This is a genomic window from Rothia mucilaginosa (assembly GCF_001548235.1).
Lineage (GTDB): Bacteria > Actinomycetota > Actinomycetes > Actinomycetales > Micrococcaceae > Rothia > Rothia mucilaginosa_B.
Genome location: NZ_AP014938.1, coordinates 2,155,800 through 2,179,339, shown reverse-complemented (window position 1 = coordinate 2,179,339; position 23,540 = coordinate 2,155,800). Strand labels below are relative to the sequence as shown.

At 61.3% G+C, this 23,540-nt stretch carries 18 protein-coding genes; 6 read left to right on the top strand and 12 right to left on the bottom strand.

All coding sequences use genetic code 11. The features are described from left to right. Nucleotides 1-36: 36 nt before the first annotated feature. From RM6536_RS08490 to RM6536_RS08465, 6 genes are all read left to right on the top strand, one after another. Nucleotides 37-1,431, top strand: coding sequence for a M20/M25/M40 family metallo-hydrolase (locus RM6536_RS08490; protein WP_060824796.1), 1,395 nt, complete (start codon nt 37-39; stop codon nt 1,429-1,431). Between the two features lie 300 nt (nt 1,432-1,731). Further along, nucleotides 1,732-2,085, top strand: a complete 354-nt coding sequence (locus tag RM6536_RS08485) for a HesB/IscA family protein (RefSeq protein ID WP_060824795.1) — start codon at nt 1,732-1,734, stop codon at nt 2,083-2,085. Nucleotides 2,086-2,188: 103 nt separating this feature from the next. Beyond that, nucleotides 2,189-3,259, top strand: a complete 1,071-nt coding sequence (gene trpD / locus RM6536_RS08480) for an anthranilate phosphoribosyltransferase (RefSeq protein WP_060824794.1) — start codon at nt 2,189-2,191, stop codon at nt 3,257-3,259. Between the two features lie 512 nt (nt 3,260-3,771). Beyond that, on the top strand, nt 3,772-4,221 hold the full coding sequence (locus tag RM6536_RS08475) for an NfeD family protein (protein ID WP_060824793.1): 450 nt from the start codon (nt 3,772-3,774) through the stop codon (nt 4,219-4,221). A 95-nt stretch (nt 4,222-4,316) separates the two neighbouring features. Then, on the top strand, nt 4,317-5,312 hold the full coding sequence (locus tag RM6536_RS08470; protein WP_060824792.1) for an SPFH domain-containing protein: 996 nt from the start codon (nt 4,317-4,319) through the stop codon (nt 5,310-5,312). Between the two features lie 188 nt (nt 5,313-5,500). Further along, entirely contained in the window at nt 5,501-5,839 is a 339-nt protein-coding gene (locus RM6536_RS08465; RefSeq protein ID WP_005506034.1) for an RNA polymerase-binding protein RbpA, read from the top strand. Nucleotides 5,840-6,070: 231 nt separating this feature from the next. On the opposite strand, the gene RM6536_RS08460 is transcribed toward RM6536_RS08465, so the two are convergent. The 12 genes from RM6536_RS08460 to arc all read right to left on the bottom strand — a co-directional run bounded on the left by RM6536_RS08460 (nt 6,071) and on the right by arc (nt 23,423). Beyond that, on the bottom strand, nt 6,071-6,805 hold the full coding sequence (locus RM6536_RS08460) for a polyprenol monophosphomannose synthase (protein WP_060824791.1): 735 nt from the start codon (nt 6,803-6,805) through the stop codon (nt 6,071-6,073). Nucleotides 6,806-6,939: 134 nt separating this feature from the next. After that, a complete protein-coding gene (locus RM6536_RS08455; RefSeq protein WP_060824790.1) occupies nt 6,940-8,118 on the bottom strand; it encodes a hypothetical protein in 1,179 nt (392 codons plus the stop codon). A gap of 285 nt (nt 8,119-8,403) precedes the next feature. Beyond that, a complete protein-coding gene (locus RM6536_RS08450; RefSeq protein ID WP_171840186.1) occupies nt 8,404-11,484 on the bottom strand; it encodes a DEAD/DEAH box helicase in 3,081 nt (1,026 codons plus the stop codon). 245 nt (nt 11,485-11,729) lie between these two features. Beyond that, nucleotides 11,730-12,611, bottom strand: a complete 882-nt coding sequence (gene tatC, locus RM6536_RS08445) for a twin-arginine translocase subunit TatC (protein ID WP_060824789.1) — start codon at nt 12,609-12,611, stop codon at nt 11,730-11,732. Nucleotides 12,612-12,744: 133 nt separating this feature from the next. Beyond that, nucleotides 12,745-12,990, bottom strand: coding sequence for a Sec-independent protein translocase subunit TatA (tatA, locus tag RM6536_RS08440; RefSeq protein ID WP_005506024.1), 246 nt, complete (start codon nt 12,988-12,990; stop codon nt 12,745-12,747). A gap of 435 nt (nt 12,991-13,425) precedes the next feature. After that, nucleotides 13,426-15,738 carry a WYL domain-containing protein gene (locus RM6536_RS08430; RefSeq protein ID WP_060824788.1) on the bottom strand — a complete coding sequence of 771 codons (2,313 nt, stop codon included), beginning with the start codon at nt 15,736-15,738 and terminating at the stop codon, nt 13,426-13,428. A 196-nt stretch (nt 15,739-15,934) separates the two neighbouring features. Beyond that, nucleotides 15,935-16,330, bottom strand: a complete 396-nt coding sequence (locus tag RM6536_RS08425) for an FKBP-type peptidyl-prolyl cis-trans isomerase (protein WP_005508667.1) — start codon at nt 16,328-16,330, stop codon at nt 15,935-15,937. 101 nt (nt 16,331-16,431) lie between these two features. Next, nucleotides 16,432-17,475 carry an FKBP-type peptidyl-prolyl cis-trans isomerase gene (locus tag RM6536_RS08420; protein WP_060824787.1) on the bottom strand — a complete coding sequence of 348 codons (1,044 nt, stop codon included), beginning with the start codon at nt 17,473-17,475 and terminating at the stop codon, nt 16,432-16,434. Nucleotides 17,476-17,695: 220 nt separating this feature from the next. Further along, nucleotides 17,696-19,168, bottom strand: coding sequence for a Pup--protein ligase (gene pafA / locus RM6536_RS08415; protein ID WP_060824786.1), 1,473 nt, complete (start codon nt 19,166-19,168; stop codon nt 17,696-17,698). Between the two features lie 28 nt (nt 19,169-19,196). Further along, nucleotides 19,197-19,391, bottom strand: a complete 195-nt coding sequence (locus tag RM6536_RS08410; RefSeq protein WP_005506016.1) for a ubiquitin-like protein Pup — start codon at nt 19,389-19,391, stop codon at nt 19,197-19,199. Nucleotides 19,392-19,634: 243 nt separating this feature from the next. Next, the gene (gene dop, locus RM6536_RS08405) at nt 19,635-21,446 is read right to left on the bottom strand and encodes a depupylase/deamidase Dop (protein ID WP_060824785.1); all 1,812 of its coding nucleotides are present in this window, start codon (nt 21,444-21,446) and stop codon (nt 19,635-19,637) included. 150 nt (nt 21,447-21,596) lie between these two features. Continuing rightward, complete coding sequence (gene arc, locus RM6536_RS08400; RefSeq protein WP_060824784.1) at nt 21,597-23,423, bottom strand: proteasome ATPase; 1,827 nt, start codon at nt 23,421-23,423, stop codon at nt 21,597-21,599. Nucleotides 23,424-23,540: the final 117 nt, after the last annotated feature.

The following is a 23,540-nucleotide window of genomic DNA, read 5'->3' as shown; positions in this document are numbered from 1 at the left end:
GCCAAGGCAGGGTCAAGGTGGGGGTAAGGTAGAAACATGACTACTGAATTCACCCACCACAGCGCCCTCAGCGCCGCCGTCACCAAAAACTTCGAAGCAACCCTGCAGACCCTCACCGAGCTCGTCGCCATCCCCTCCATCGCCTGGGAATCGCACGACCTCACCCAGGTAGACCGCAGCGCCGAGGCAGTCGCCGCGCTCGCAACCAAGGCAGGCTTCAACAACGTACGCATCGAACGCGCCACCTACACCACCGCAGACGGCACCGAAAAGCAGGGCATGCCCGCCGTCATCGCCTCCCGCCCCGCCGCAGAAGGCTACCCGACCATCCTGCTCTACGCCCACCACGACGTACAGCCCGCCGGCAACCTCGACCTGTGGGACACCGACCCCTTCATCGCAACCCGCAAGGGCGACCGCCTCTACGGCCGCGGCGCAGCAGACGACAAGGCAGGCATCCTCGTGCACCTCGCCGCGCTCGCAGCCCTCAACGAGACTCTCGGCAAAGACTTCAAGCTCGGCGTGAAGCTCTTCATCGAGGGTGAAGAAGAGGCAGGCTCGCCCTCCTTCGTCTCCTTCCTCAACACCTACCGTGAAGAACTGTCCGCCGACTACATTGTCGTCGCAGACTCCGCCAACTGGCGCGCCGGCGTACCCGCACTGACCACCAGCCTGCGCGGCGTCGCATCCGGCGACATCGAAGTACGCGTCGGCAGCCACGCCATCCACTCCGGCATGTTCGGCGGCCCCATGCTCGACGCTCACACCCTCATGGCACAGCTCATCGCCACCCTGCACGACGCCACCGGCGCCGTAGCCGTCGAAGGCCTGCACCGCGCACCCGAACCCGAACTCGAATACGCCGAAGCAGACTTCCGCAACGACTCCGGCATCCTCGACACCGTACCCCTGGCAGGCACCGGTAGCGTTGCCTCCCGCCTGTGGACCCAGCCGGCAATCTCCGTCATCGGCATGGACATCCCCTCCATCGCCACCTCCTCCAACACCCTCGCCGTCGTATCCCGCGCACGCATCAGCACCCGCCTCGCACCCGGCGACAACCCCGAAAACGCACACCGCGCACTCGCCGAACACATCAAGGCACACGCACCCCACGGCGCACAGGCGAACTACACCGCCGTCGACTCCGGTATGCCCTTCGCCACCGAAGTCGACGCAGACGGCGCACAAACCGCCCTCGACGCAATGCGCGCCGCCTGGGGCCTCGAACCCGTACAGACCGGCATGGGCGGCTCCATCCCGTTCATCTCCGACCTGAAGGACCTCTTCCCCCAGGCACAGATCCTCGTCACCGGCGTAGAAGACCCCGACACCCGCGCACACAGCGCCAACGAGTCCCTCTACATCCCGGACTTCAAGAACGCAATCCTCGCGGAGGCGCTACTGCTCAGCGCACTCGGCGCTCGCTAACCGCGTTCACTAGAAATAGCGGCGCAGAGCGCGCTCTCCAAACCAGCCCACAAAACACAGGGCAGAAAAAGGAGGCGAAAAGTGGGGGAGAAGGGTCACAAACCCCAACCCCCACTTTTTCGGTATCCTAGAAGCAGAATTACATGTCAAGCCCCCACACCAACACTCACGCCCCCGGCGAACTATGCACACCCTAGGTTGTGCATCAAACACTCAGGGGCGTATCGTGAAGGCTAAAACACCCATATGCACCCACACGCGGCGCACACGGGCAACCAACAAAACAAAAGGACAACACCAATGAGTGAAACCATCATCGAACTGCCGACCCACGGCGTCAACCTCACCGAAGTAGCACAGACCAAGGTCCGCACCCTCCTCGAGCAGGAAGGTCGCACCGACCTGCGCCTGCGCATCGCCGTCCAGCCCGGCGGCTGCTCCGGCCTCATCTACCAGCTCTACTTCGACGAGCGCGTCCTCGACGGCGACGCAGTCCGCAACTTCGACGGCGTAGAAGTCATCGTCGACAAGATGAGCGCGCCTTACCTCGATGGCTCCACCATCGACTTCGAAGACACCATCGAAAAGCAGGGCTTCTCCATCGACAACCCCAACGCAGCTGGCTCCTGCGCATGCGGTGACTCCTTCCACTAAACCGCCACCACGCGCCACTAAAGCGCAACACGCCTAATAAACCCCCGTCTCGCATACTGCACCCAACCATGCAGATACGCGGCGGGGGTTTTACACTTAACACATGACTACGCACGAAATCACCTGGAAATACATCCTCAACCAGCTCGTCAAACACCAAAACCTCACCGACACCGAAGTCGCCTGGGCAATGGACCAAATCATGACCGGCCAAACCGAACAGCCGATCCTCGCGTCCTTCCTCACCGCCCTCCACTCCAAAGGCGAAACCCCCGAAGAACTCGGCGCACTCGCAGCCGGAATGATTGCCAAAGCCGAAACCGTCGACATCGACCCCCACGCCGTAGACATCGTCGGCACCGGCGGTGACCAACAAAACACCGTCAACATCTCCACCATGGCAGCCCTCGTCATCGCAGGCACCGGCGCCACCGTCGTCAAGCACGGCAACCGCGCCTCCACCTCCAAATCCGGCTCCGCAGACGTCCTCGAAGCCCTCGGAATCCGCCTCGACATGCCCATTCCCGCAGTCGCCGAATGCGCTCGCGAGACCGGCATCACGTTCCTGTTTGCGATGACCTTCCACCCGGCAATGCGCCACGTGGGCCCGACCCGCCGCCTGCTGGGCATTCCGACCGCGTTCAACTACCTGGGTCCCATGACGAACCCGGCTCGCGTGAAGTCCTCGGCTATCGGCGTTGCTAATCCGGTCATGGCTGAGAAGATGGCTCACGTCTTCGCTGAGCGCGGCGATCACGCCCTGATTTTCCGCGGTGATGACGGCCTGGATGAGCTGACTATTGCCACCACGAGCCGCCTGTGGGAGGCTGTAGACGGCGAACTGACCGAGTACCGTTTTGACCCGACCGAGTACGGTCTGCAGAACGCACCGCTGGAGCAGTTGCGTGGCGGCGACGCCGAGTACAATGCGGGCGTTTTCCGTGCAATTTTGGCGGGGGAGGGCGAGTCCCCGAAGAGCCCGCTACGCGCCATTCACGACGCCGTGCTCATCAATGCTGCGGCTGGCCTGGTGGCGTACCGCCCGACCAACGGCGAGAGCTTTGAGACCCGCTTCACTCAGGCTTTGGCTGATGCACGCGAATCTATTGCATCCGGTGCAGCAGAGCGCGTGCTCAACGCATGGGTAGAGTTCAGCTCCAAGCACGCAGAATAAAGAAACCCAGTAGCTGATGATAGGCACCCGAGATGGAGCGCACCGAACGGTGTGAGCTCGTCTCGGGTGTTTGTCGTTTAATGGGAGGCGTTGAGGAGCCCGAAGGCTCGGGGCATGTGAGCGCGTGGCTGAGCGTAGAGAACGGTGCGAGGCGCGCGGAGCGCAGAGCCACGGATGGAACAGTGCAGTCGCACCAGTCGCACCACGAGGAGCGCAGTTTGACCCGTGCCAGCTAGAGCGTAGAAAGCACCGGTGGGGTAGTGAAAAATAGGTCTACTTTACATAATGTATATTATCGGCTTTTTAGGGAGGTCTAGAATGAACCCAAGATTCCCCATATCTAAATAAAGTCTTAACAGTTCATGTATTAACCTCACTCGGTCACCAGAACCGTCACCTGTACTCAATCCACCTGAAATAATGGATATACCCCGCATCACGAAGGTGTCGTCGCCTCGTGTGCAGATCCAACGTCAACCACGTCGGTTGATGTACACCAAAGGAGAAAACTCGTGGATTGGCTCTTTGAGACACCCTGGACACTCTGGGTTGCACTCGCTCTCGTTTTCGCCGTCATAGAAATGCTCAGCCTCGACCTGTTCTTTCTCATGCTGGCGATCAGCGCAGGCGTCACCGCAGCAATATCGCCCTTCGTGGATAACATGCTGATTCGAACCGTTATTTTCGTGGTAATCTGCGTGATTCTGGTTCTTGGTCTGCGCCCGCCACTGCTGAAGAAACTCAATAAATCAGCCACCGGAGCTGTCACTAATGCCGAAGCACTCATTGGTACTGAGGTGCGAGTCACTCAAGATGTGACTAGTGAAACCGGTTTGGTGGTACTGGCTGGCGACACCTGGACGGCGCGCACCGCCTCCGGAACGCTCGCCGCAGGATCACACGCGAGGGTGCGAGCCATTGAGGGCGCTACCGCAATCGTAGAGCCTCTCCCCCACGGCTAATTCCACCACGCTAAGACCCATCTGAATATCGGCCCTAGAAGCAGGTTCAGATACCCAAAAACACACACCATATAACTCACCGATAAGGAGAAACAATGCCTATCAGTCTTATTCTGACGGTCCTACTCATCCTCTTCGTGCTGACGATGCTCGCAAAGACCGTGCGCGTCATCCCGCAGGGACGAGCCGGCATCGTCGAACGACTGGGTAAGTTCCACGCCGTCCTCAACCCCGGCCTGCACATCGTCATCCCCGTAGTTGACCGCGTGCTGCCCCTCATCGACCTGCGTGAACAGGTCGTTTCCTTCCCCTCACAGTCCGTGATTACCGAAGATAACCTCGTGGTCGGCATCGACACCGTCGTGTACTTCCAGGTCACCGACCCTAAGGCCGCAACCTACGAAATCACCAACTACATTCGCGCCGTGGACGAACTGACCAGCGCAACCCTGCGTAACGTCGTCGGTGGCCTGAACCTGGAGCAGACCCTCACCTCCCGCGACCAGATCAACGCGGAACTGCGAGGCGTACTCGACTCCACCACCGGCCGCTGGGGCCTGCGCGTCTCCCGCGTGGACATCAAGGAAATCCAGCCCCCGGCATCCATCCAGGACTCCATGGAGAAGCAGATGCGTGCAGAGCGTGACCGCCGCGCCGCAATCCTCACCGCAGAAGGCCAGAAGCAGTCCGACATTCTGACCGCAGAAGGCGAATCCCGCGCAGCCATCCTGCGTGCAGAGGGTGAAAAGCAGGCACAGATCCTTCGTGCAGAAGGTGACGCACAGTCCGCAATCCTGCGCGCAAACGGTGAAGCGGAAGCCGTGCAGAAGGTCTTCGCAGCAATCCACGAATCCAACCCCAGCCAGCAGCTGCTCACCTACCAGTACCTGCAGACCCTGCCCAAGCTCGCCGAAGGCGACGCCAACAAGCTCTGGTTCATCCCGACCGAACTCGGCGATGCACTGCGCGGCCTGGGCAACGCATTCGGCACCCTGCCCGCATCCGACCTTACGGACGCACCGAAGAAGCCCGCTGCCCAGGCACCCAAGAGCGCACCGCAGGCACCCGGAAGCTACGGCATCAACGGCTAAACGCGAAATCTAACGCATAAAAGGCGTGAATCACCAAAAATCACGCCGAATAAACACCACCACGCTGGGCGGGCGGAGACTATTACCGATATAATGGATGTTTTGTAAACGTTCGAGGGAATAGCTCTCCCCCGCCCAACGTTATGCCTAAAGCGCCAAAGAGCGCACCCGACGACACTGGAGGAAAAATGAGCGATCGTAGCCTGCGCGGTATGCGCCTGGGTTCCCAGTCGATGGAAACCGAATCGAACGTACAGCCCGCGCCCCGCCAGCGCGTCGAATACCGTACCGCAGACGGTGACCGCGTTTTCGTGACCTTCGCGGCAGAAGCAGAAATCCCCTCGGTATGGACCGCAAAGTCCGGTAAGGAAGCATACCTCGTCAACGGCGACTCCACCGCAGACGCCGAAGAAGAGAAGCCCGCACGTACCCACTGGGATATGCTCATGGAACGCCGCAGCATCGAAGAGCTGGAAAAGACTCTGGAAGACCGCCTGGAATACTACCGCAAGCACTACGCGCTCTAAAAGCACCGTAGAGGCGCCGTAGAAACGCTGTAGAAGGCCCGCTAAGCGCCGCTTGTGCTCTTAGCGGGCTTTCTTCGTTTGGTGCTGGCTTTTCTCGGTACGTGAGCCAGGGTCGGTACATGAGCCAGAAAAGGGCGCTACAGAAAGCACGAAAGACCGGGGCGGATACGCTATGTATCCGCCCCGGTCTTTCGTTTAGATCAGGTGCGAGAAGCACCTTAGCAAGAAGTCTTACTTGCCCAGAGCCTTCTTCAGCTTCTGAACGCGGTTAGCCATACCCCAGCGAGTCACCTTAGACATGGAGTCAAAGATAATGTTGCCGTCCATCTTCGAAGCGCCAATCTCACGCTCAACGAAGGTAATCGGAACCTCAACAATGTTCAGGCCAGCCTGCTCAGAACGCCACGCCAGATCAACCTGGAACACGTAACCCTTCGAGTCAATGCCCTCAAGGTTCAGGCGCTGCAGGGCGTCACGGCGGTACGCACGGAAACCAGCGGTAATGTCCTTGATGGAGGTGCCCAGAATCAGGCGGGTGTACAGGTTAGCGCCGCGAGAGAGAATCTGACGGTGAGCCGGCCAGTTCTTGGTCTTGCCGCCGGGAACGTAACGCGAACCAATAGCCAGGTCAGCGCCCGCCTCCACAGCACGAACCAGAGAAGGAAGCTGCTCAGGCTGGTGCGAGCAGTCAGCGTCCATCTCAATCAGAACGTCGTAGCCTGCCTCAAGGCCCCAATCGAAGCCAGCGAGGTATGCGCCACCCAGACCGTCCTTAACGGTGCGGTGCAGAACGTGAATCTGGGAATCCTTAGCCGACAGCTCGTCAGCAATCTGGCCGGTGCCATCGGGGCTGTTATCATCCACCACGAGAATGTCCACCTCGGGAGCTGCCTTGCGAAGACGCTCTACCACGATGGGCAGGTTCTCCTTCTCGTTATACGTCGGGATGACAGTTAGAACGCGCATATTACTCCCTCACAGGTGTATATAAAACAGGCAGTGTAGGTATCCAGTATACCGGGTAAACGTGTAGGCAACTGAACCATCGGGGGCTTCTACCGCCCCTAAACAGCCTAAAAAGGTGTTGACAAGCTAAAAAATTAGTTACTTGCAGTGTAAATAGATTCCAGAACGGGCAGAGGCAAATCCTCATCCAACACCGGAAGCAACGGAATGCGAGCGCGGGGGTCAGTGCTCCAGGATGCTACGCGGGAGTCGGGTGCCTGGACCATGAGGGCTTCGACGCGCCACTGTGCCACGTATGCGGGGGTGTCGGGGGTTAGCTGGCCGGTGAAGGGGTTTTCTTCGTGTGCTAGGCGGTATACGCCGCGGGTGAGGGCGGCGAAGGCGCTGCGTGCGGAGATGCCGTGTTCGTCGTTGATGAGTTCGCGGATGAGGGACCAGGCGCCGGGTGCGTAGAGTTGGGTGTCGGAACCCAGGGCGATGGAGGTGCCGGTTGCATTTGCGCGGCGTGCTACGGAGGCTACTGACTCGCGTGCTTCTCCCCCGGCGTGTGCGAGGAGTGCTTGGACGGTGTCGTTGGCTTCTTCGTCTTCTTCGGGTTCGCAGACGCTCAGGCCGAGGTTGATGCGTGCTTCTGCCAGTTTGGTGAGGTATTCGTCGGTGATGGGGTCTTGGGGGGTGCTGATGGCTGCGTCGAGGCGGATGGGCAGCCAGGGGCGGTTTTCGCGTACGGCGAGCGCGGCGTCAGCTGCGGTGGTGAAGCCGGTGGATGCATCGATGGAGAGCAGGAGTGCGGCGTCTTCGGCTACCTGTGCTGCTGCGGGCGCCTCGGCGGGTGCGACAAAGATGCCGACCAGCTGCAGGCCCTTGACGGCGCGTTCGCCTTCGGTGAGGGGGCGTAGTGCCTTGATGGCGCTGATGAGTTCGTCGGTTTCTACGCTGGTGGCGTTGAGGATGAGGCGGATGTCGGGTGTGCCGTGTTCGGCGCTGTAGTAGCTGAGTGCGGAGACGAGGTCGGGTACGTCTTCCATGCCGGCGAGTAGGGTGTGCGTGTGGTAGCCGGCGGCGCGGTATGCCTGCAGGTAGTCGAGGATTTCGGGTGCTTCTTTGCCTGCTACCGGTGCTAGTGCGCGCGCAAAGGCGGGGGTGAGCAGGGCGCCTTCGAGTTCGGTGATGGTGGCTGATTCGTCGGCAATTGATCGTGCGCCGGAATCGGAACCAACCCAGCGGACGGTACCGTCTTCGATCAGCATTGCGGTTGCGTACGGGTCGACGGGGCTGTACACGCTGCCATCTACAAAAATACGGGTAGACATTAGAATCCTTTCACCTTTGAGGCGCGCTGGGGCGCACACGTAGGCGGGCACTTCGCTTGTGTCCGCGCAGCTGAGCGTCTCATTTGAGTATAGAAGCACCCCCGCTGCCTGCGGTAGTTCGTTCGTCCTTAGATGACATGCCTCAGATGAGGCGGAATAAGGCGGAATAAGGCGGAACGGTGCGCGGTGGCGGGGGTGGTAGTCCGAACCGGCCGGGCATGGCGTTACACTATATACGATGTAGCACGGTGTAGCACCATGCACGGTGTCGCACTAAGGCGCGGGTTAGACGTCCAGTGCGACTACGCCGCGGCGGACCGCCTCAATCGCCTCTTCACAGCGAGCGCGGATCACCGGGTCCAGCGAGCGGATGTGCGCAATCTGGTCTAGGGCGTCCAGTACCTGCTTTGCCCAGCGTACGAAGTCGCCGGCGGCAAGGCCGGTGTTCTCGATTGCCTTTGCGAGGTGCGCGCCGTTCGCCCAGGCGTACATGGGTTCGACCAGGCCGAAGTCGCATGCGGGGGTCGGGTTGACCTTGAATTGTTCTTCGGCTGCGTTCAGGTCGGCGAGGCGCTGAGTAATCGTCGCAATGGGGGCGCGCAGGGACGGGTGCGGGTAGTGGGCCAGGTATTCCACCGCGTCGCGCTTGCCCTGGTAGGTTAGTGCGGCGACGGTTGCCGCGATGGCGGCGGGCTCCAGTCCGTCGAGGAAGTGCGCGTCCAGGCACAGGGCGGTCAGTAGGTCGCGCTCGCCGTAGATGCGGCGTAGCGCCTGACCGCCGGTGGTCAGCGATAGTTCGCCGTCCTCGGTGCGTTCGACGTAGCCGTAGCTCTCCAGCAGGCGCGCAATGCGGTTGAAGACCTGCGCGATCGTGTTGGTGCGGCGGGCAATCTGACGGCGCAACCCTTCGGTTTCTGAGTTGAGCTTCTGCCAGCGTTCAGCCCAACGCATGTGGTTTGCACGGTCGGAGCAGCCGTGGCACGGGTGGTTACGCAGCTGAGCCTGCAGAGCCTCCAGCTGTGCGTCAATGCTGTTTTGACGAGCAGGGATGTTCTGCTGTGCGAGCGCGCGCGGGGCGCGGCCGTCGTAGAGTGCCTGGCGCATGCGGCTTGCGGTGTCGCGGCGTTCCTTGGCGGTTTTGAGGCTCAGGTGCTTGGGGATTTTGATGCGTGAGACCGGTTCGACGGCGCCTTCGAAGTCGCGGGTTGAGGCGGTGCGCTGGTGCGCGTCCTCGGTGACGATGCCGATGCGCGGGTCGGCGTGCGAGTCGGAGCGGGTGATGACGACTGCGTAGCCGCGGGAGCGGCCGTGCGGAATGTAGATGATGTCGCCGGGTAGTAGCTGCTGGATGGTGTGGTGTGCCTGCGCGCGTGCGTGGCGTTCGTTGCTCTTGGAGGCTTTCTTTTCCAGTTCGGCGATTTGGCGGCTGAGCTGGACGTATTCGGTGAAGTCGCCGAGGTGGCAGGCCATGGCTTCGCGGTAGCCTTCGAGGGCGTTTTCGTTTTTGCGTACGCGGGAGGCGACGCCCACGACCGACTTGTCTGCCTGGAACTGTGCGAAGGAGGATTCCAGGATTTTGCGGGTGCGTTCGGCGCCGTAGGAGGCGATGAGGTTTGCCGCCATGTTGTAGGTGGGGCGGAATGAGGAGTTGAGCGGGTAGGTGCGGGTTGAGGCGAGGGTTGCTACGTGTTCTGGGGACATGCCGGGGCGCCACATGACGACGGCGTGGCCTTCGATGTCGATGCCGCGGCGGCCTGCGCGTCCGGTCAGCTGGGTGTACTCGCCGGGGGTGATGTCTACGTGGGATTCACCGTTGTACTTGGTGAGTTTCTCTAGGATGACGGTGCGTGCGGGCATGTTGATGCCCAGTGCGAGGGTTTCGGTGGCGAAGACCAGCTTAATCAGGCCCTGCGCGAAGAGGGTTTCTACAACCTCCTTGAAGAGGGGTAGCAGGCCGGCGTGGTGCGCGGCGATACCGCGGATCAGGCCGTCGCGCCATTCGTAGTAGCCGAGGGTGTTCAGGTCGCGGGTGTCCAGGTGGGCTGTCGCTTCAGCAATGTAGGCGCGGATGGTCTGCTGCTGTTCGGGGGGGGTCAGCGTAATATCGGCGGATACGCACTGGCTGACCGCGCCGTCGCAACCGGCACGGGAGAAGATAAAGCAGATGGCCGGTAGCAGGCCCTGCTTGTCGAGGGCGCGCACCATCTCCGGGCGGGTGATACGTTGCGGGCGCAGGGGCTTCTGCTCACCGCGCGCGTCAAAGTCCCGGTCGTTGCTGAAACGATCATTGCTGAAACGGTCACGACGGTCCGAGCGGCCGCGCTCGCCGCTGCTGAACGTCTCATTCAGCCAACCCTCACGGCGGTGACGGAAACGCTCACGCTTGCCGCCGTAGCGTCCACGGCCCGGTGCGGAACGGAAGCCGGGGCGTAGCGCCTTCAGTTGCGGGTTCAGACGCAGACCGGCAAGTAGAGGGTTAGCGCCCGCCTCCACGGTTGCGCCGCGCTGCTTAGCTTTCTGCGCCTTCTTCGCCTGCTTGCGGGAGAGCTTCTCCTCCGGCTCCTGGCTCTTACCGTTTGCGGAGTTGTCCTCGGGTACGAACAGGTCCACCACACGGTGACCGACCATCATGTGCTGCCACAGGGGTACCGGGCGGTGCTCAGAAACAATGATGTCCGTGCCGCCGCGCACCGTATCCAGCCACGCGCCGAACTCCTCAACGTTCGACACCGTCGCCGACAGAGAAATAACGTTCACATGCTCGGGAAGGTGAATAATCGCCTCTTCCCACACCGCGCCGCGGAAACGATCCGCAAGGTAGTGCACCTCATCCATCACCACATAACCCAGACCGGTCAGCGTGGTCGAGTTAGCGTAGAGCATGTTACGCAGCACCTCGGTGGTCATCACGACCACGGGTGCTTCCGTGTTAATGCTCGTATCGCCGGTCAGCAGACCCACGTAATCCTCACCGTACGCGCGCACAAAGTCATGGTACTTCTGGTTGCTCAGCGCCTTAATGGGGGTCGTGTAGAACGCCTTCATGCCGCGGCGTAGCGCCAGGTAGATACCAAACTCACCCACGATGGTCTTACCGGCACCGGTGGGCGCGGCAACGAGGACGGAGCGGTCCGCCTCCACGGCGGCACACGCCTGACGCTGAAAATCATCCAGCGGAAAATCAAGGGACGCCTCAAAAGCCCCGAGGGCGGTCTTCGCGTACGCGGCGCGTTCTCGGGATGCGGCGTATGCGGCAGCGTAGTCGGTGCGCTCCGCCTGAGTCTGCTCGTTATCTGCCGGGATCTGCTCGTTAGAAGCGTTGGAGGTGTGTGCGTCGGATGTGTGCTCTGCGTGGTGCTTGCTCATAGTATGTCCAGTGTAACGGTTCGCCCGCTACGAGCCTTCAGAAAGCATCCTGGACGGGCACTAATCCGGTATGGGCGAACAGCGAGCGCATCGGTAGCGTGCAAAAGCGGCGCGGTTTCTGCTCTGCTGATGCCCGGTTTCTGTTCGCTGTGCGGGCATACGTGCGGGCATGCGAAAGGGGCGGGATACAGGTTCTCTGTACCCCGCCCCTTTTCGGCTGCCTCGCTCACAGCGAGCTATTCAATTTAGGACGTCTTCTCTTCGTCGAAGTAACCCATCTTCGCCAGGTCTTCGCTACTGGTTGCGGTATTCAGGCTTTCCTCGTCCGAACCCTGCGCCAGCTTGGCAAGCTTGCGGTCGCGGCGCTTGTCGTTAATCATGCAGATGCCGATTGCTGCGAAGAAGAAAATCAGCAACGGCGCCATGAGCACGAACATCATCATGATGTCGCTACCGGGTGCGGTCAGCGCTGCAATCACTGCAACGAGCACGACAACCCAACGCCAAGACTTCAAAATGGTGGTGCCGCGAATCAGGCCCAGCATGTTAATGCCGACCAGAATCACCGGGATGATGAACGCGCAGGAGAACGTAACAACGAACTTCAGGATGAAGGAGATGTACACGCCCGCGTCAATGAAGTTACTGTCGTTGACGGGGGTGAACTTCAGCAGCGCGTAGACCACGCCGGGAAGGGTGAAGTACGAAATGGCGACACCGCAACCAAACGCGAAAATAGATGCGGTGAGGAAGCCGAAGAGATACTTCTTCTCCTTGGTGTGCAGTGCCGGCAGCAGGAATCGCAGCGCCTGGTAAAGCCAGACGGGAGAGGCGATCACCAAGCCGATGTACATACCGACCTTAAGCAGCTGGTCGAAAGGAGATGCGACGCTACCGAAGTTCAGGTTTGCTCTGCGGCCGGTTTCTGCGTTGATTTGCTGCAGGGGCACAGAGATCATTTCGATGAAAGGCTGGTAGAGGAAGACCGTACCGATGATGGCTGCGATGACGGTTGCGATAGCCGCTTTGATGAAGCGGTCGCGGAATTCGCGCAGGTGTTCCTTGAGTTCCATGCGTGCTTCAGGATTGACTTTGCGGTTGCGCACGTCCTGGTCGGGTGTTGCCACGTGGTGTCCTCTGGGTGTCGGTGCCGTGTGTGATTCGGCTGAGGGGGTCTGGTGGGGTGTTTATGGGGTGGTGCCGCAAAACCCGTGCCGGCCGGTGGGCTGGCACGGGTTTGGTGCGTTGGGGGCGGGACCGTTACTTGGTTTCGGTCTTGCCGTCCTTGCCGTTGTCTACGACCTCAGCGGTGACGACCTCTTCGCCGTCCTTCTCGCGGGGGTCCTTCTTGGAGTCGTTCTTCAGACCCTCAACTTCGGTCTTGAAGATGCGCATGGACTGGCCGAGGCTGCGTGCCATGCCGGGCAGCTTGGGTGCGCCGAAGAGCAGGACGATAAGGAGGATAACGACGATGATGGTCGCGGGGTGGCTGAAAATCTGGCCCATGGTGTGCCTTTCTGGTTAGAGCAGGTCTCCGATGTTTTGAGGTTGGCCGAGTCGATCTCGTCGGGAGACCCGTCGCTTGATCCGCTCAGACCTGCGTGTCTGCTTACCTTGTTCGTAGTTATTGTATGCCTCGGTGATGGGTGTGAATACCCCGAGGGTGGTGTCTCGCGGGAGTTTTCGGCTTGCGTTCGCTTGCGCGGCGTCGAATTGTCCCTCGATTGACTCGACCCAGGTTACGGTTTCGTCAAGGAGTGTGAAACCGCGAGTGAGTGCTTTGTAGGTGAACCATGCCAAATAGAGGAGCGAGCAGATGATGAGCGCGCCCCATAGCAAAATCCAGAACCACCAAGACATGAGCACCATTATACAAGTTTTAGGTTAATGTTTTGGCCCCTTGGATGGGTTTTTAGGGTGTTTTTGCTAGTGGGTGAAGTTCTATTTTTCTGCGGGCACAGTGGGCACACCTGCGGGCGCACCACTGCGGCTGCTCGCCCTAAGGGTTTGCAACTGGTCAAGCAGCGCCGCGCGCAGGTGCGCCGGACCGATGAGTTCGAGGGCACCTCGATGCGCGATGACGGTGTCGAGGATGTTCTTATCGCCAGCACCGTGGGCGTTGTTGTAGTAGTGAATACGCACGTACTGGGTGCGTGAAGCCTTCTTCACGTGATGGGTGCTTCGACGCATGTACGTTGCGGTGAGAGTATCGAGCGGTTCACCGCTGGGAATGTGCTCAGTCGGGTGAATCCGCAACTCAGCAAAGGGGTTGGTCTGAGTGCTGTGCTGCTGTGCGTGCCACAGCGGGACAGTGTCACCGGTAACCGGGTGGGTACGACCCGCGCCCGCCTCCTGAATGTGGTTGATGCGGGTGAGGCGGAAGTTACGCCAGAACGTGGGGGTCTTCTCCCCCGCCTCGCTGCTCTCTGTCTTGCTGTCTGCCGCCTCGCCGGTGGTTTCGTTCGCAAAAGCCTCGGGAACCTGCGCGGGTACATACTCGGGGACCTGCTCACCGCGCGCGGCATAGTAGCGTTCCTCAGCGGTACGGCACCACGCATGCAGATACATGTGGTCGCGGTGCAACACCAACGCATACGGGTCCACCAGACGGTCCGCGGCACGCTCAGAGGTACCGTAACCAATGGTCACGGCGTTACCGCTGCTCAGAGCGGCGGTCGCCTCCTGCAGCAGAGGCTCCTCCGGGGCGAAGCACAGGTGCTGCGCATAGACGGGCGCATTCGGGTACGCGGCGGCGAGCGCCGCACGGATACTGCCCAGGCGCGCATCAGCCGGGTGCAGAATATCTGCGGCAGAGAGAGTAAAGACGAGAATGGCGAGCTCGGTGTCGGTGAGGCGCGCGTAGTCCAGCAGCGTGTGCGGGGTGGCGCCGCCAAAGTCCGGCAGCAGGTTAATGTAGGTGGGCTTGAGCGCGTCCGGGTCCTTGGGGTCAGAGTCGAAAGGCACGCTGTCTACCAGCGCGAAAATCTCGGGGATGATGGTCTTGCCGAGTTCGCGGTTCTTCTCGGTGTCCACGCTGTAGAGGGCGTTGAGCTGGTTCAACGGCATGGGCGCCTCATCGTGGGCGCTCGCCCAGCGGTCGGCACGGTGCAGACCCAGGATCAGGTCGACGAGGGCATCAAGGACGTTATTACGGTTACGCTGGCCGATTTTGCTCCAGGTGCCGGGGTCTTCAACCGCTCCGCTGTGCAGGTCGGTGAGGGTGCGCAAGAGCTGCTGCTGGGCGGCATAGCTGTCACGCTGGCGGGTAGAAGAAGCAGCCTCGGAACCCGAATCGGCAGAGTTGGATTCAGCGGGCGGCTCGATCACGCAGCTGTAGCTGGTCGCCGCCACAGCGCTATCAATCGTGCCGTACGAGGGCACAGTGAAAGGCTCCGAAAGCGTAGAATCGGCGCTGACCTCGGCAACAATCAGGCTCTCTTCGTAGCCCTCAATGCCCTCAAGCCAGTTCTTAGCGTTGAAGGTCGCATTGATGGGGGTCGAATCAATACGTGAGAGCATCGTGAGCTTCTGAATACGGCTAGCGCGGAACGTGTACTCCTTACGCGCCGCGCTCTCGGTGTAGTACCCGACGAAGTACCAGGTGCCGTAACGGTAACCAATACCGGCAACACTGACCTTCTCCTGCAGGCGGGTCGCACCGGCAGCCGTCTGATAGGTGAACGTGACCGTCTTACGCTCCGCATAGGCGGTAAACAGCTCATTCAGGTGCGGGTTATCGCTAAAGTAAATGCGCTGAAGGGGCTCACGGTAGGTGTGCAGGTTCCTCGCGCGCTGACGCTTGCCGGTCTTCGGGTCCTGAATCTTCGCGGCGGCGAGCGCCTCATCGGTGAGGTTCTCGCTCGTGAGCGCAATCTTACGCAGGATGCGGTAGGCGTCATCCTGCAGTTCGGTGCCTTCCCAGCCGCGCAGGATCGTGTTGATGAGGCGGAACTCCTCGGCGGTGGGGTTCCAGGCGGGTAGCTTAGCGGCGTCGCTGGTTTCGAGGCGGTAGCGCTCCCCCAGATCCGTGGTCACGTGGGTGATGCGCGCGCCGGCATCACGCAGGGTCTGCTTGGCTCGTTCAAAGGCGCGTTCCTGGGCCTCGCTGAGGGAGCCGTTAGCGCGCGTGCTAATACCGAGCAGGGTCAGTAGCTCGTTGCGGCTGATGCCCTGGGTTCGGGTTGCGGTATCGGGTGCCTCGGCGGCGGTGGCGAGGCGGTGAAGAGTCATGTAAAGCTGAGCTGCGGTGGACATGATTCCATCATACCGTGTGTGTTCCGCGGCACTTACTTAGCGTGTGGGGTGGCTCAGTGCATGGGGCGGCTGTGGGAGGAATACGCGGGCGCACCTATAGTCCGGCACACAAAAGCCCGGCACCCCCTCCCGCAATCGGGAGAAAGCACCGGGCTACGCGTCTCTTACGCAAGAAGCGTGAGAACCTTGCTAGTCCTTAGCGGACGTCCAGCAGGTCCACCACGAAAATCAGGGACTCGCCGGGCTTAATGACCGAGCCTGCGCCGCGGTCACCGTACGCCATGTCGGCGGGGATCTCCAGGCGACGACGGCCGCCGACCTTCATGCCGAGCAGACCCTCATCCCAACCGCGGATAACCTGGCCAACGCCCACCTGGAACGGCAGCGGCTCGCCACGGTTCCAGGATGCGTCGAACTCTTCACCGGTGGAGAATGCCACACCAACGTAGTGGGTGAGCACGCGGGAGCCGGGAACAACCTCAGCGCCTGCACCCTCGATCAGGTCGGTGATGACCAGCTCGGTGGGGGCGTCGCCCTCGGGGAAATCGATTTCGGGCTTTTCGCGGTCGAGGTTACGCTGACCGAAAGACATGGGTGTCTCCTTTGATTGGTTCGAAATGAATCGAAATAGTGGGTGCGCCCGCCGCCTACGTCATAGTCATATAAGCGGCGAGCGCGGTATAAAAATGTGGGCTACTGCGCGGTAGCCGAAGCGGTAGCTGCCGGGGTTGCGGTTGCCGATGCGCTCGCCTCCGCAGCGGCCGCGCTAGAAGCTGCCTGAGCACGCTGCAGGGTCTGCGGGTTCTCCTCCGCACCCAGAATATCAACCACGAACACCAGGGTGCCCGAAGGCTTAGAACCGCCGGTGTCGTTACCGTACGCCAGGTCCGCCGGGATGACCAGCTCAACGCGGGAGCCGACCTTCTTACCCTTCAGACCCTGAGTCCAGCCCTTGATAACGCCCTGCAGGGACAATCCGGTGGGAGTCTTGTCATAGTTGCCGTCGAAGACCTTACCATCGGAGTACTGTGCGCCAATGTAGCGCACGTACACGGTGTCGGTTTCCTTCACCTCGGGGCCCTCGCCCTCAATGAGGGTCTTGGAGACCAGCTCGGTGTGTTCCTGCTTGTTATCGGGCATCTTCAGCTCTGCCTTGCCGGTGGACTCATCCAGGGTGAAGGACGGCAGCGACGGGTCAGCCTCAACGGCCTTACCTGTTGCGTACTTGGGTAGCTTCGTCTTCACGGTGTATACCTCAACGTTGGTTGCAGCACCGGGCGACGCGGTCGTAGTGGTCACGCCCGCGGTGCTGCGCTGCTGCAGAACGTTGGTGGTGTACGAGAAAGAACCGCCAACCTTAATGTTCTTCAGCGTGTCATACACCTGCGGTGCTGCCTTTTTTAGCTGCTCATTGACCGGCAACAGAATCGGCTCGCTGGAGTACGTGGAACCGTTGATCTTGCCGTCGGTGCCTTTGAATACGGCAGCCTCAACGAGCACGTAGTCACCATCGTTGATGGAGTCGCCGTTACCTTCCTCAATCACGTACGCAGAAGGGCTAGACGCGGCGAAGGGGGTTGCGAAAGTTGCTTCGGGCTCAGCGGTCGCGTTCTTCAGGGTGTACTGCACCTTGGACAGGTCGCCGTTGTTGGTTGCCTGTTCGCCGCATGCAGACAGTGCGAGCGCGAGAACTGCCGCGCTGGCACCGAAAATAGTGAGCTTAGAGCGTTTCATCATAGTGTTATCCTCTGGGGTTTTCTGTGAGAGTGGGGCGTGTGAGTGCCCGTGTGCCACAGAACAGTTTACAGGTATAGGTTTAGCTGTTTTATGCTACGGCACGTAGCTGTGTTCAAGCTGTGTTGCGGCCGGGGTGTTCCCGAAGGTCTACAACCCCGACCGCCGGCGGGTTTCCCCTCGTCAGAGCATTTCTAGCGGAGCTGCCTAGCAGAGCTGTTGATTAGCAGGGCGGCGGGAATGCCGCCTCCTGATGCTGACGCGCCTTAGACGCCAGCAGGCTCAGCACCTCCTCCAGCTCCTCGCTGCCGGTAGCAAACGGGTCCTTGCACACCAGCGTGTGCTGCGGGTAGGCGTTGAGCTTCAAATGCACCCAATCCACGGTGAACTGCTCCCCCGCCGCAACCGCCGCGTTAATGAAACGCGAACGCTGCAGGGCGCGAGTATTCGGCGGCTGAGTCTTCGCCGCCTCCGCAGTACCCTCAGGCAGGATGCGCTTGACCGCACCGCGACGAACCAGCGCATGGAAGACACTACGCTCCGGGTCGATGTCGTGGTACGCCAAATCCAGCTGACGGATGCGGGCGCTCGCATAATCGGCAGGCTGACCAGCCGCGCGGGCGCGGGCAATATACGCGTCCAGAAGCTTCTTCTTAATCGCCCAGTCAATCTCAGTATCAATGCTACTGTAATCACCAGACTCAATAGCATCCAGGGTGCGCTGCCACAGGTCCAGGGCATATTCCACGTGACGGTGGTGCGCGCCGTACTGCTGCACGTACTGGCGTGCCGCATCCAGGTAGTGACGCTGAACGCTCAACGCCGTGTAATGCTTACCGTCCGTGGTTTCGAAGGTCGCGGTGCCGGTCAGATCGTGGCTGATAGCGCGCAGAGCCGCCGGAACAGACACAATATCCAGGCTCGTGACCGGGAAGCGGTCCTCCAGCATGCGCAACACCAGGTCGGTGCTGGCAATCTTCAGCAGGGTCGTCGGTTCCGCCATGTTCGAATCACCATTAATGACGTGCATGCGGCGGAACTTCGACGCGTCCGCGTGCGGCTCATCGCGGGTGTTAATGAGCGGGCGAGCGCGCGAGGTCGAGGTGGACGCCGCCTCCCAAATGTGGTCGGCACGCTGCGAGAACGAATACGAGGGCACACCCGTGCTGGACGCCGGGTCGGTCGAGCCGGGCACCGGGCCGCCGTTCGGGTGGGTCTTACCGGCACCGACCAGAATCTGGCGGGTCACCAGGAACGGCACGAGCTGGGCAATCAGGTCGTTGAACTGCAGTTTGCGGCTGATCAGGTAGTTCTCGTGGCTGCCGTAGGAGTTGCCTGCCGAATCCACATTGTTCTTGAACAGGTACAGTTCACCGTCGAGAGGGCGGCCCTCCGAGCCTGCGAGCAGGCGCTTACGGGCGGTACGCGCCAGATCAGCGAAAAGCAGCTCACCGGCGCGTTCCTGCGCGAGCAGTTCGTCAATGCTGCCGCATTCGGCGGAGGCGTACTCGGGGTGCGAACCCACATCAAGGTAGAGCCTACCGCCGTTAGGTAGGAAGACGTTCGTTGAGCGCCACTGATCCAGGACGGGCTTGAAAAGGGCGGCGGCGGACTCTTCGATGCTCAGCCGACCGAGCCCGTGTGGGACGTAGCTGAGCCCGAATTCGCTTTCAATGCCGAAAATACGGTGTTCCATGATGCTGACCCGGCGCGGGGCGTGCCGGTTACTCGCCGCCCTTCTGGACGAAGCCGGTGACGAAGTCTTCAGCGTTCTCAGCGAGCAGGCCGTCAATTTCGTCAAGCAGGTCGTCGACCTCGCTCACGTCAGACACCACGTGCGAGGCGGCGAGAGTCAGTTCCTGCTCCTGCTCGGCTGCGGTGGTTTCGGTCTGCTGTGCGCTGATGCGTTCGCGGCTCATGGTTCTCTCCTCAAAGGGGTTGTTCAGACCGGTGCCGGTCTTAACGTCAAGTTATGGGGTCAGATGGGGTGCTTAGAGGTACTGCTGGAGGCGGTGCTGAGGCAATACCGGGGGTGGTACGCACCGACTGCCGTGAGCTGTGCACTGCACCCTATCTGTGGGTTATGTGGTTTTTACTCTTCCGAATGGGGGTATTCGCCCCGGGGAAGAATATGAGTTTATGTGGGTTTAGGGGTGGTGCTACTAGCGCAGGCGGGTCAGCAGCTCATCCGAATGGTTCACCTCATCCAGCAGCGGCTCCACCTCGGCGGCACCGTACCGGGTCGGCTCCATCATCGTAAAACGAGTCAGATCCTTCGAATACCTGCCGCGGCACGACACCGTATCCCAGTTAATACCGAGAATCTCCTCCGGCCAACGTGCCATCAACGTGCCACGCAAAAACGCGCGCGTCTCACGCGGCGGCTCAGTCGTCGCACGCTCGACCTGCTCCGCAGAGAACAGCGTGCGCATACGGCCACGCGCCACCAGACGGTGATACAGGCTCTTCGAGGGGTCAATATCAGCGTACTGCAAATCCAACGCCTTCAACTTCGGATTCGAATAATCTACGCCCTGAGCGACATAGCCGCGCACCAGCGCATACTTCGCCACCCAATCCAGACGATCCGCCAGCGAGAGCGGGTTGGTTTCCAGGGCGTCCAGAACCTCACCCCACAGATCAAGAATCTGCGCGGTCGCAGCATCCACACCCGCCGGGTTTGACTCCTCGTGCGCGCGGGAGGCCTCATAGTAGGCGCGCTGAATCTGCAGCGCACTCGCAGAACCGCTCGTGGACACCGGGTTCGGCAGGGTCGCCGAAGACGGCGCCAGCGGCAGCTGAACCGACAGCGACAGGTCGTGGCTGACCGCGTGCATCGCCGCCACCGGATCAGACAGGCGCACGCCCGGCAGCACCGGAGCCTGCTCACTGTGCGACTCAATCAGGTTCATCACCAGAGCCGCCGTACCAAACTTCAACAGGTTCGAATAGTGCGACATGTTTGCATCCGCCGGAATCACGTGCAGGCGGCGGTACTTCGACTCATCCGCGTGCGGCTCATCGCGCGTATTCACAATCGGGCGGCGAATCGTGGTCTCCAGACCAATCGTGCGCTCAAAGAAATCAGCGCGCGAACTAATCTGAAAACCCGGAACCTCACCGTGCGTACCAATACCCACACGGCCCGCACCCGTAAAAATCGCGCGGGTCGCAAAAAACGGCAGGAGCGCATCCGCAACCTGCTCAAACGGAACATCACGGCTAATCAGGTAGTTTTCGTGGGCGCCGTACGACTGGCCCTTCGAGTCGGTGTTGTTCTTGTACAGCTTCACCTGCGGCAAATCCTGCGCGTGGTTGCCCAGCTCCACCAGCGACTCATAGGCCAGCGCGTCACCGGCAGCGTCATAGAGCACCGCGTCGGCGGGGGTCAGAACCTCCGGCGAGGAATACTCCGGATGCGCGTGATCCACATACAGGCGCGCACCATTGGGCAGAATCGCGTTCATGGTCACGCGGTCCCAATCCAGACGCTCCGGGAAACCACCGCGGCCGTGCACACCGGCGAGCGCATCCAGGGCGCTACGCGGCTCGGCGGGCTCACCCGGTGCCTGAACGCCCGCCTCACGCATAATCTCCAGAGCAATATCTTCGCTGGTCAGCTCGGTACGGGTGTGCGTCATCTGGCTCGAGTGGGCGGTGGAGGCGTCCTGAACCTGCCCGAAGGCGTCACGCAGGGGCGACTCGGACTCCCCCAGCCACTGGCCCTCAGGGGTTTCGGTCGAGTAGTTCTCTGCCTGGCGTGCCTGCTCGGCGGTCAGCTCATCCGCCAGGGCGCGGCGCTGCAGCTGTTCGCGGAAGGCGGCGCCGCGGCGGAACGCCAACTTGGCGTAGGTGTTGACCACCAGTGCGGACAGCACGGTCGGGTTGGTGCCCGGCGCGGAGGGGGCGATGACGCCGTACTCGGTTTCGGCACCCATAATGCGGTGCACGCCGTAGCTGGGGGTGGAGGTCATGGGGTTCTCCTGAAAAGTTCTATACCATCTAAAGGCTCTGGACCTGCGGTAATACTGAGGTTAATGCGGGATAAGCGTTCGGTGAGCGCCGCCCGGCTCATGCTTGTAGCGCAGTTTATGGTCGCGGTTTATGGTGTGGGCGTGCGCGGTTTAGCGCGGCGGCTCCACCGACACCAGGCGGCCACGCACACCGGCGACGGTGAGCGCATCCTCAATATCGGGCAGCGGCGGCAAGTCCACCTGATCCTCAAACTCGGCGCGTACCGCCTCCAGCAGGTGGCGGGTACCAATACCCACACTCGATGCGTTAGCACCGGCGGTCAGCGCCTGCAACTGCTCCTTAATCGCCGCCTTCTTCGCGCGGTCCACAATATTGCGAATCACCGCACCCGACGCGAAATCGCCGCGGTACAGCGTGTGCGTGGACAGGTTCGCGCTCGCACCAGAACCAACGACCATGGAAGAATCCACGGTCGCCACAGCGTACGCCGTGGAGGGGGTGCGCGCGTACAGCTGACCTGCCGCCGCCGCAATCATCGCGGTCAGGGCGGCGCGGGTCGAACCGGCGGCTGCCACCTCCGCAGCGTCCAGGGGTAGGTCCTCGGTCAGGTACAGACCGAAAATCTCTGCCGCACCGGCGGCGTCCGGGCGGTTAATGCGGATCTTCAGGTCGAGTCGGCCCGGGCGCATCACCGCGGCATCAATCAGGTCTTCACGGTTGGTTGCACCAATAACGATGACGTTCTGCAGCGACTCCACACCGTCAATTTCGGCAAGCAGCTGCGGCACGATGGTCGTCTCAATATCGGAGGAACGACCCGAACCGCGCATACGGAATAGGGACTCCATCTCGTCAAAGAACACGACGACCGGGTGACCCGCCTCCGCCTTCTCGCGGGCGGCAACGAAAATATCGCGGATCTGACGCTCGGTCTCACCGACGAACTTATCGAGCAGCTCGGGGCCCTTAATGTTCAGGAAGTAGCCGCGAGTAGCCGAACCCGGGTTCAGCGCGGCCGCACGAGCCGCTAGGGAGTTCGCCACAGCCTTAGCAATCATGGTCTTACCGTTACCGGGAGGACCGTACAGCAAAATACCCTTGGGCGGTGCCAGGTGATAGCGCTCAAAAATCTCCGGGTGCAGGTACGGCAGCTCCACCGCGTCGCGAATCTGCTCAATCTGAGCGCCCAGGCCACCAATCTGCTCGTAGGTGACGTCCGGAATCTCTTCCAGAACCAGCTCCTGCGAGCGGGAGGCGGGAACCTGCGAGGTCAGCATACGGGTGCGCGTGTCGAGGGTGACCGCATCCCCTGTGCGCAGCTGCTCAATGTCGAGGGAACCAGCCACACGCGCCACCTGCTGAGCACCCGAGGACGTATCAACCAGCACGCGCTGCTCATCCAGCACCTCGCGCACGGTCACCACGTCGCCAAAGGGCTCGGTGTCCAGGGCAACGACCGCCTCCGTCTTGTCGTTGAGCAGCACGGTCATGCCGGGGGTCAGCGTGGACAGGTCAATGAGCGGGGATACGGGAATACGCATCATACGGCCGCCCACCTGAACGTCCAGGTAGGTGTCAATCTCGGCGGGGGTTTTATCGTCCGCGACCTGCTCGTAGGTCATGGTCTGACCCTCATGCACCGCCAGCACAATCGCCGAATTCAGCGGCGGCATGACGTTCTGCGACAGGGAGGCGCGCAGACGCTCCACCTGGTAGCGCATGCTGGTAATTGCCTCAACGAGCTTGCGGTTCTTCTCCCCCGCACCACGAATCTGTCGGCTCATATTGTCGCGGGTTGCCTCCGCCGCAGAGAGTCGACGCAGCACGGCGTCATACTCCTGCGCGCTGACGGGCTGACTGCCGGGCAGGGAGGTCGACCCGAAAGCAGCCGAGTAGTGCGGTGCCGCGCTGGCTGCACTGTGGGCGGTGCCGTACTGGGGGGTTCCTGCCTGATCTGCAGATTCGTGGGTGGACACGGTAGCTCCTTTAGCTGTTCGTCCTTGTCGGCGGCTACTCGATGCGAGTACTGCGCAGGGCGAGTAGCCTGGTGGGTGCACTGCGGGGGCTCCAGGCAACGCCCGTGCCCCCGCAGG

Bases quoted from the DNA above. Each gene is read 5' to 3' on its own strand.
- RM6536_RS08490 (WP_060824796.1), top strand. From the start codon at position 37: ATGACTACTGAATTCACCCACCACAGCGCCCTCAGCGCCGCCGTCACC.
- RM6536_RS08485 (WP_060824795.1), top strand. From the start codon at position 1,732: ATGAGTGAAACCATCATCGAACTGCCGACCCACGGCGTCAACCTCACC.
- trpD (WP_060824794.1), top strand. From the start codon at position 2,189: ATGACTACGCACGAAATCACCTGGAAATACATCCTCAACCAGCTCGTC.
- RM6536_RS08470 (WP_060824792.1), top strand. From the start codon at position 4,317: ATGCCTATCAGTCTTATTCTGACGGTCCTACTCATCCTCTTCGTGCTG.
- RM6536_RS08465 (WP_005506034.1), top strand. From the start codon at position 5,501: ATGAGCGATCGTAGCCTGCGCGGTATGCGCCTGGGTTCCCAGTCGATG.
- RM6536_RS08460 (WP_060824791.1), bottom strand. From the start codon at position 6,805: ATGCGCGTTCTAACTGTCATCCCGACGTATAACGAGAAGGAGAACCTG.
- RM6536_RS08455 (WP_060824790.1), bottom strand. From the start codon at position 8,118: ATGTCTACCCGTATTTTTGTAGATGGCAGCGTGTACAGCCCCGTCGAC.
- RM6536_RS08450 (WP_171840186.1), bottom strand. From the start codon at position 11,484: ATGAGCAAGCACCACGCAGAGCACACATCCGACGCACACACCTCCAAC.
- tatA (WP_005506024.1), bottom strand. From the start codon at position 12,990: ATGGGCCAGATTTTCAGCCACCCCGCGACCATCATCGTCGTTATCCTC.
- RM6536_RS08430 (WP_060824788.1), bottom strand. From the start codon at position 15,738: ATGTCCACCGCAGCTCAGCTTTACATGACTCTTCACCGCCTCGCCACC.
- RM6536_RS08425 (WP_005508667.1), bottom strand. From the start codon at position 16,330: ATGTCTTTCGGTCAGCGTAACCTCGACCGCGAAAAGCCCGAAATCGAT.
- RM6536_RS08420 (WP_060824787.1), bottom strand. From the start codon at position 17,475: ATGATGAAACGCTCTAAGCTCACTATTTTCGGTGCCAGCGCGGCAGTT.
- pafA (WP_060824786.1), bottom strand. From the start codon at position 19,168: ATGGAACACCGTATTTTCGGCATTGAAAGCGAATTCGGGCTCAGCTAC.
- RM6536_RS08410 (WP_005506016.1), bottom strand. From the start codon at position 19,391: ATGAGCCGCGAACGCATCAGCGCACAGCAGACCGAAACCACCGCAGCC.
- dop (WP_060824785.1), bottom strand. From the start codon at position 21,446: ATGACCTCCACCCCCAGCTACGGCGTGCACCGCATTATGGGTGCCGAA.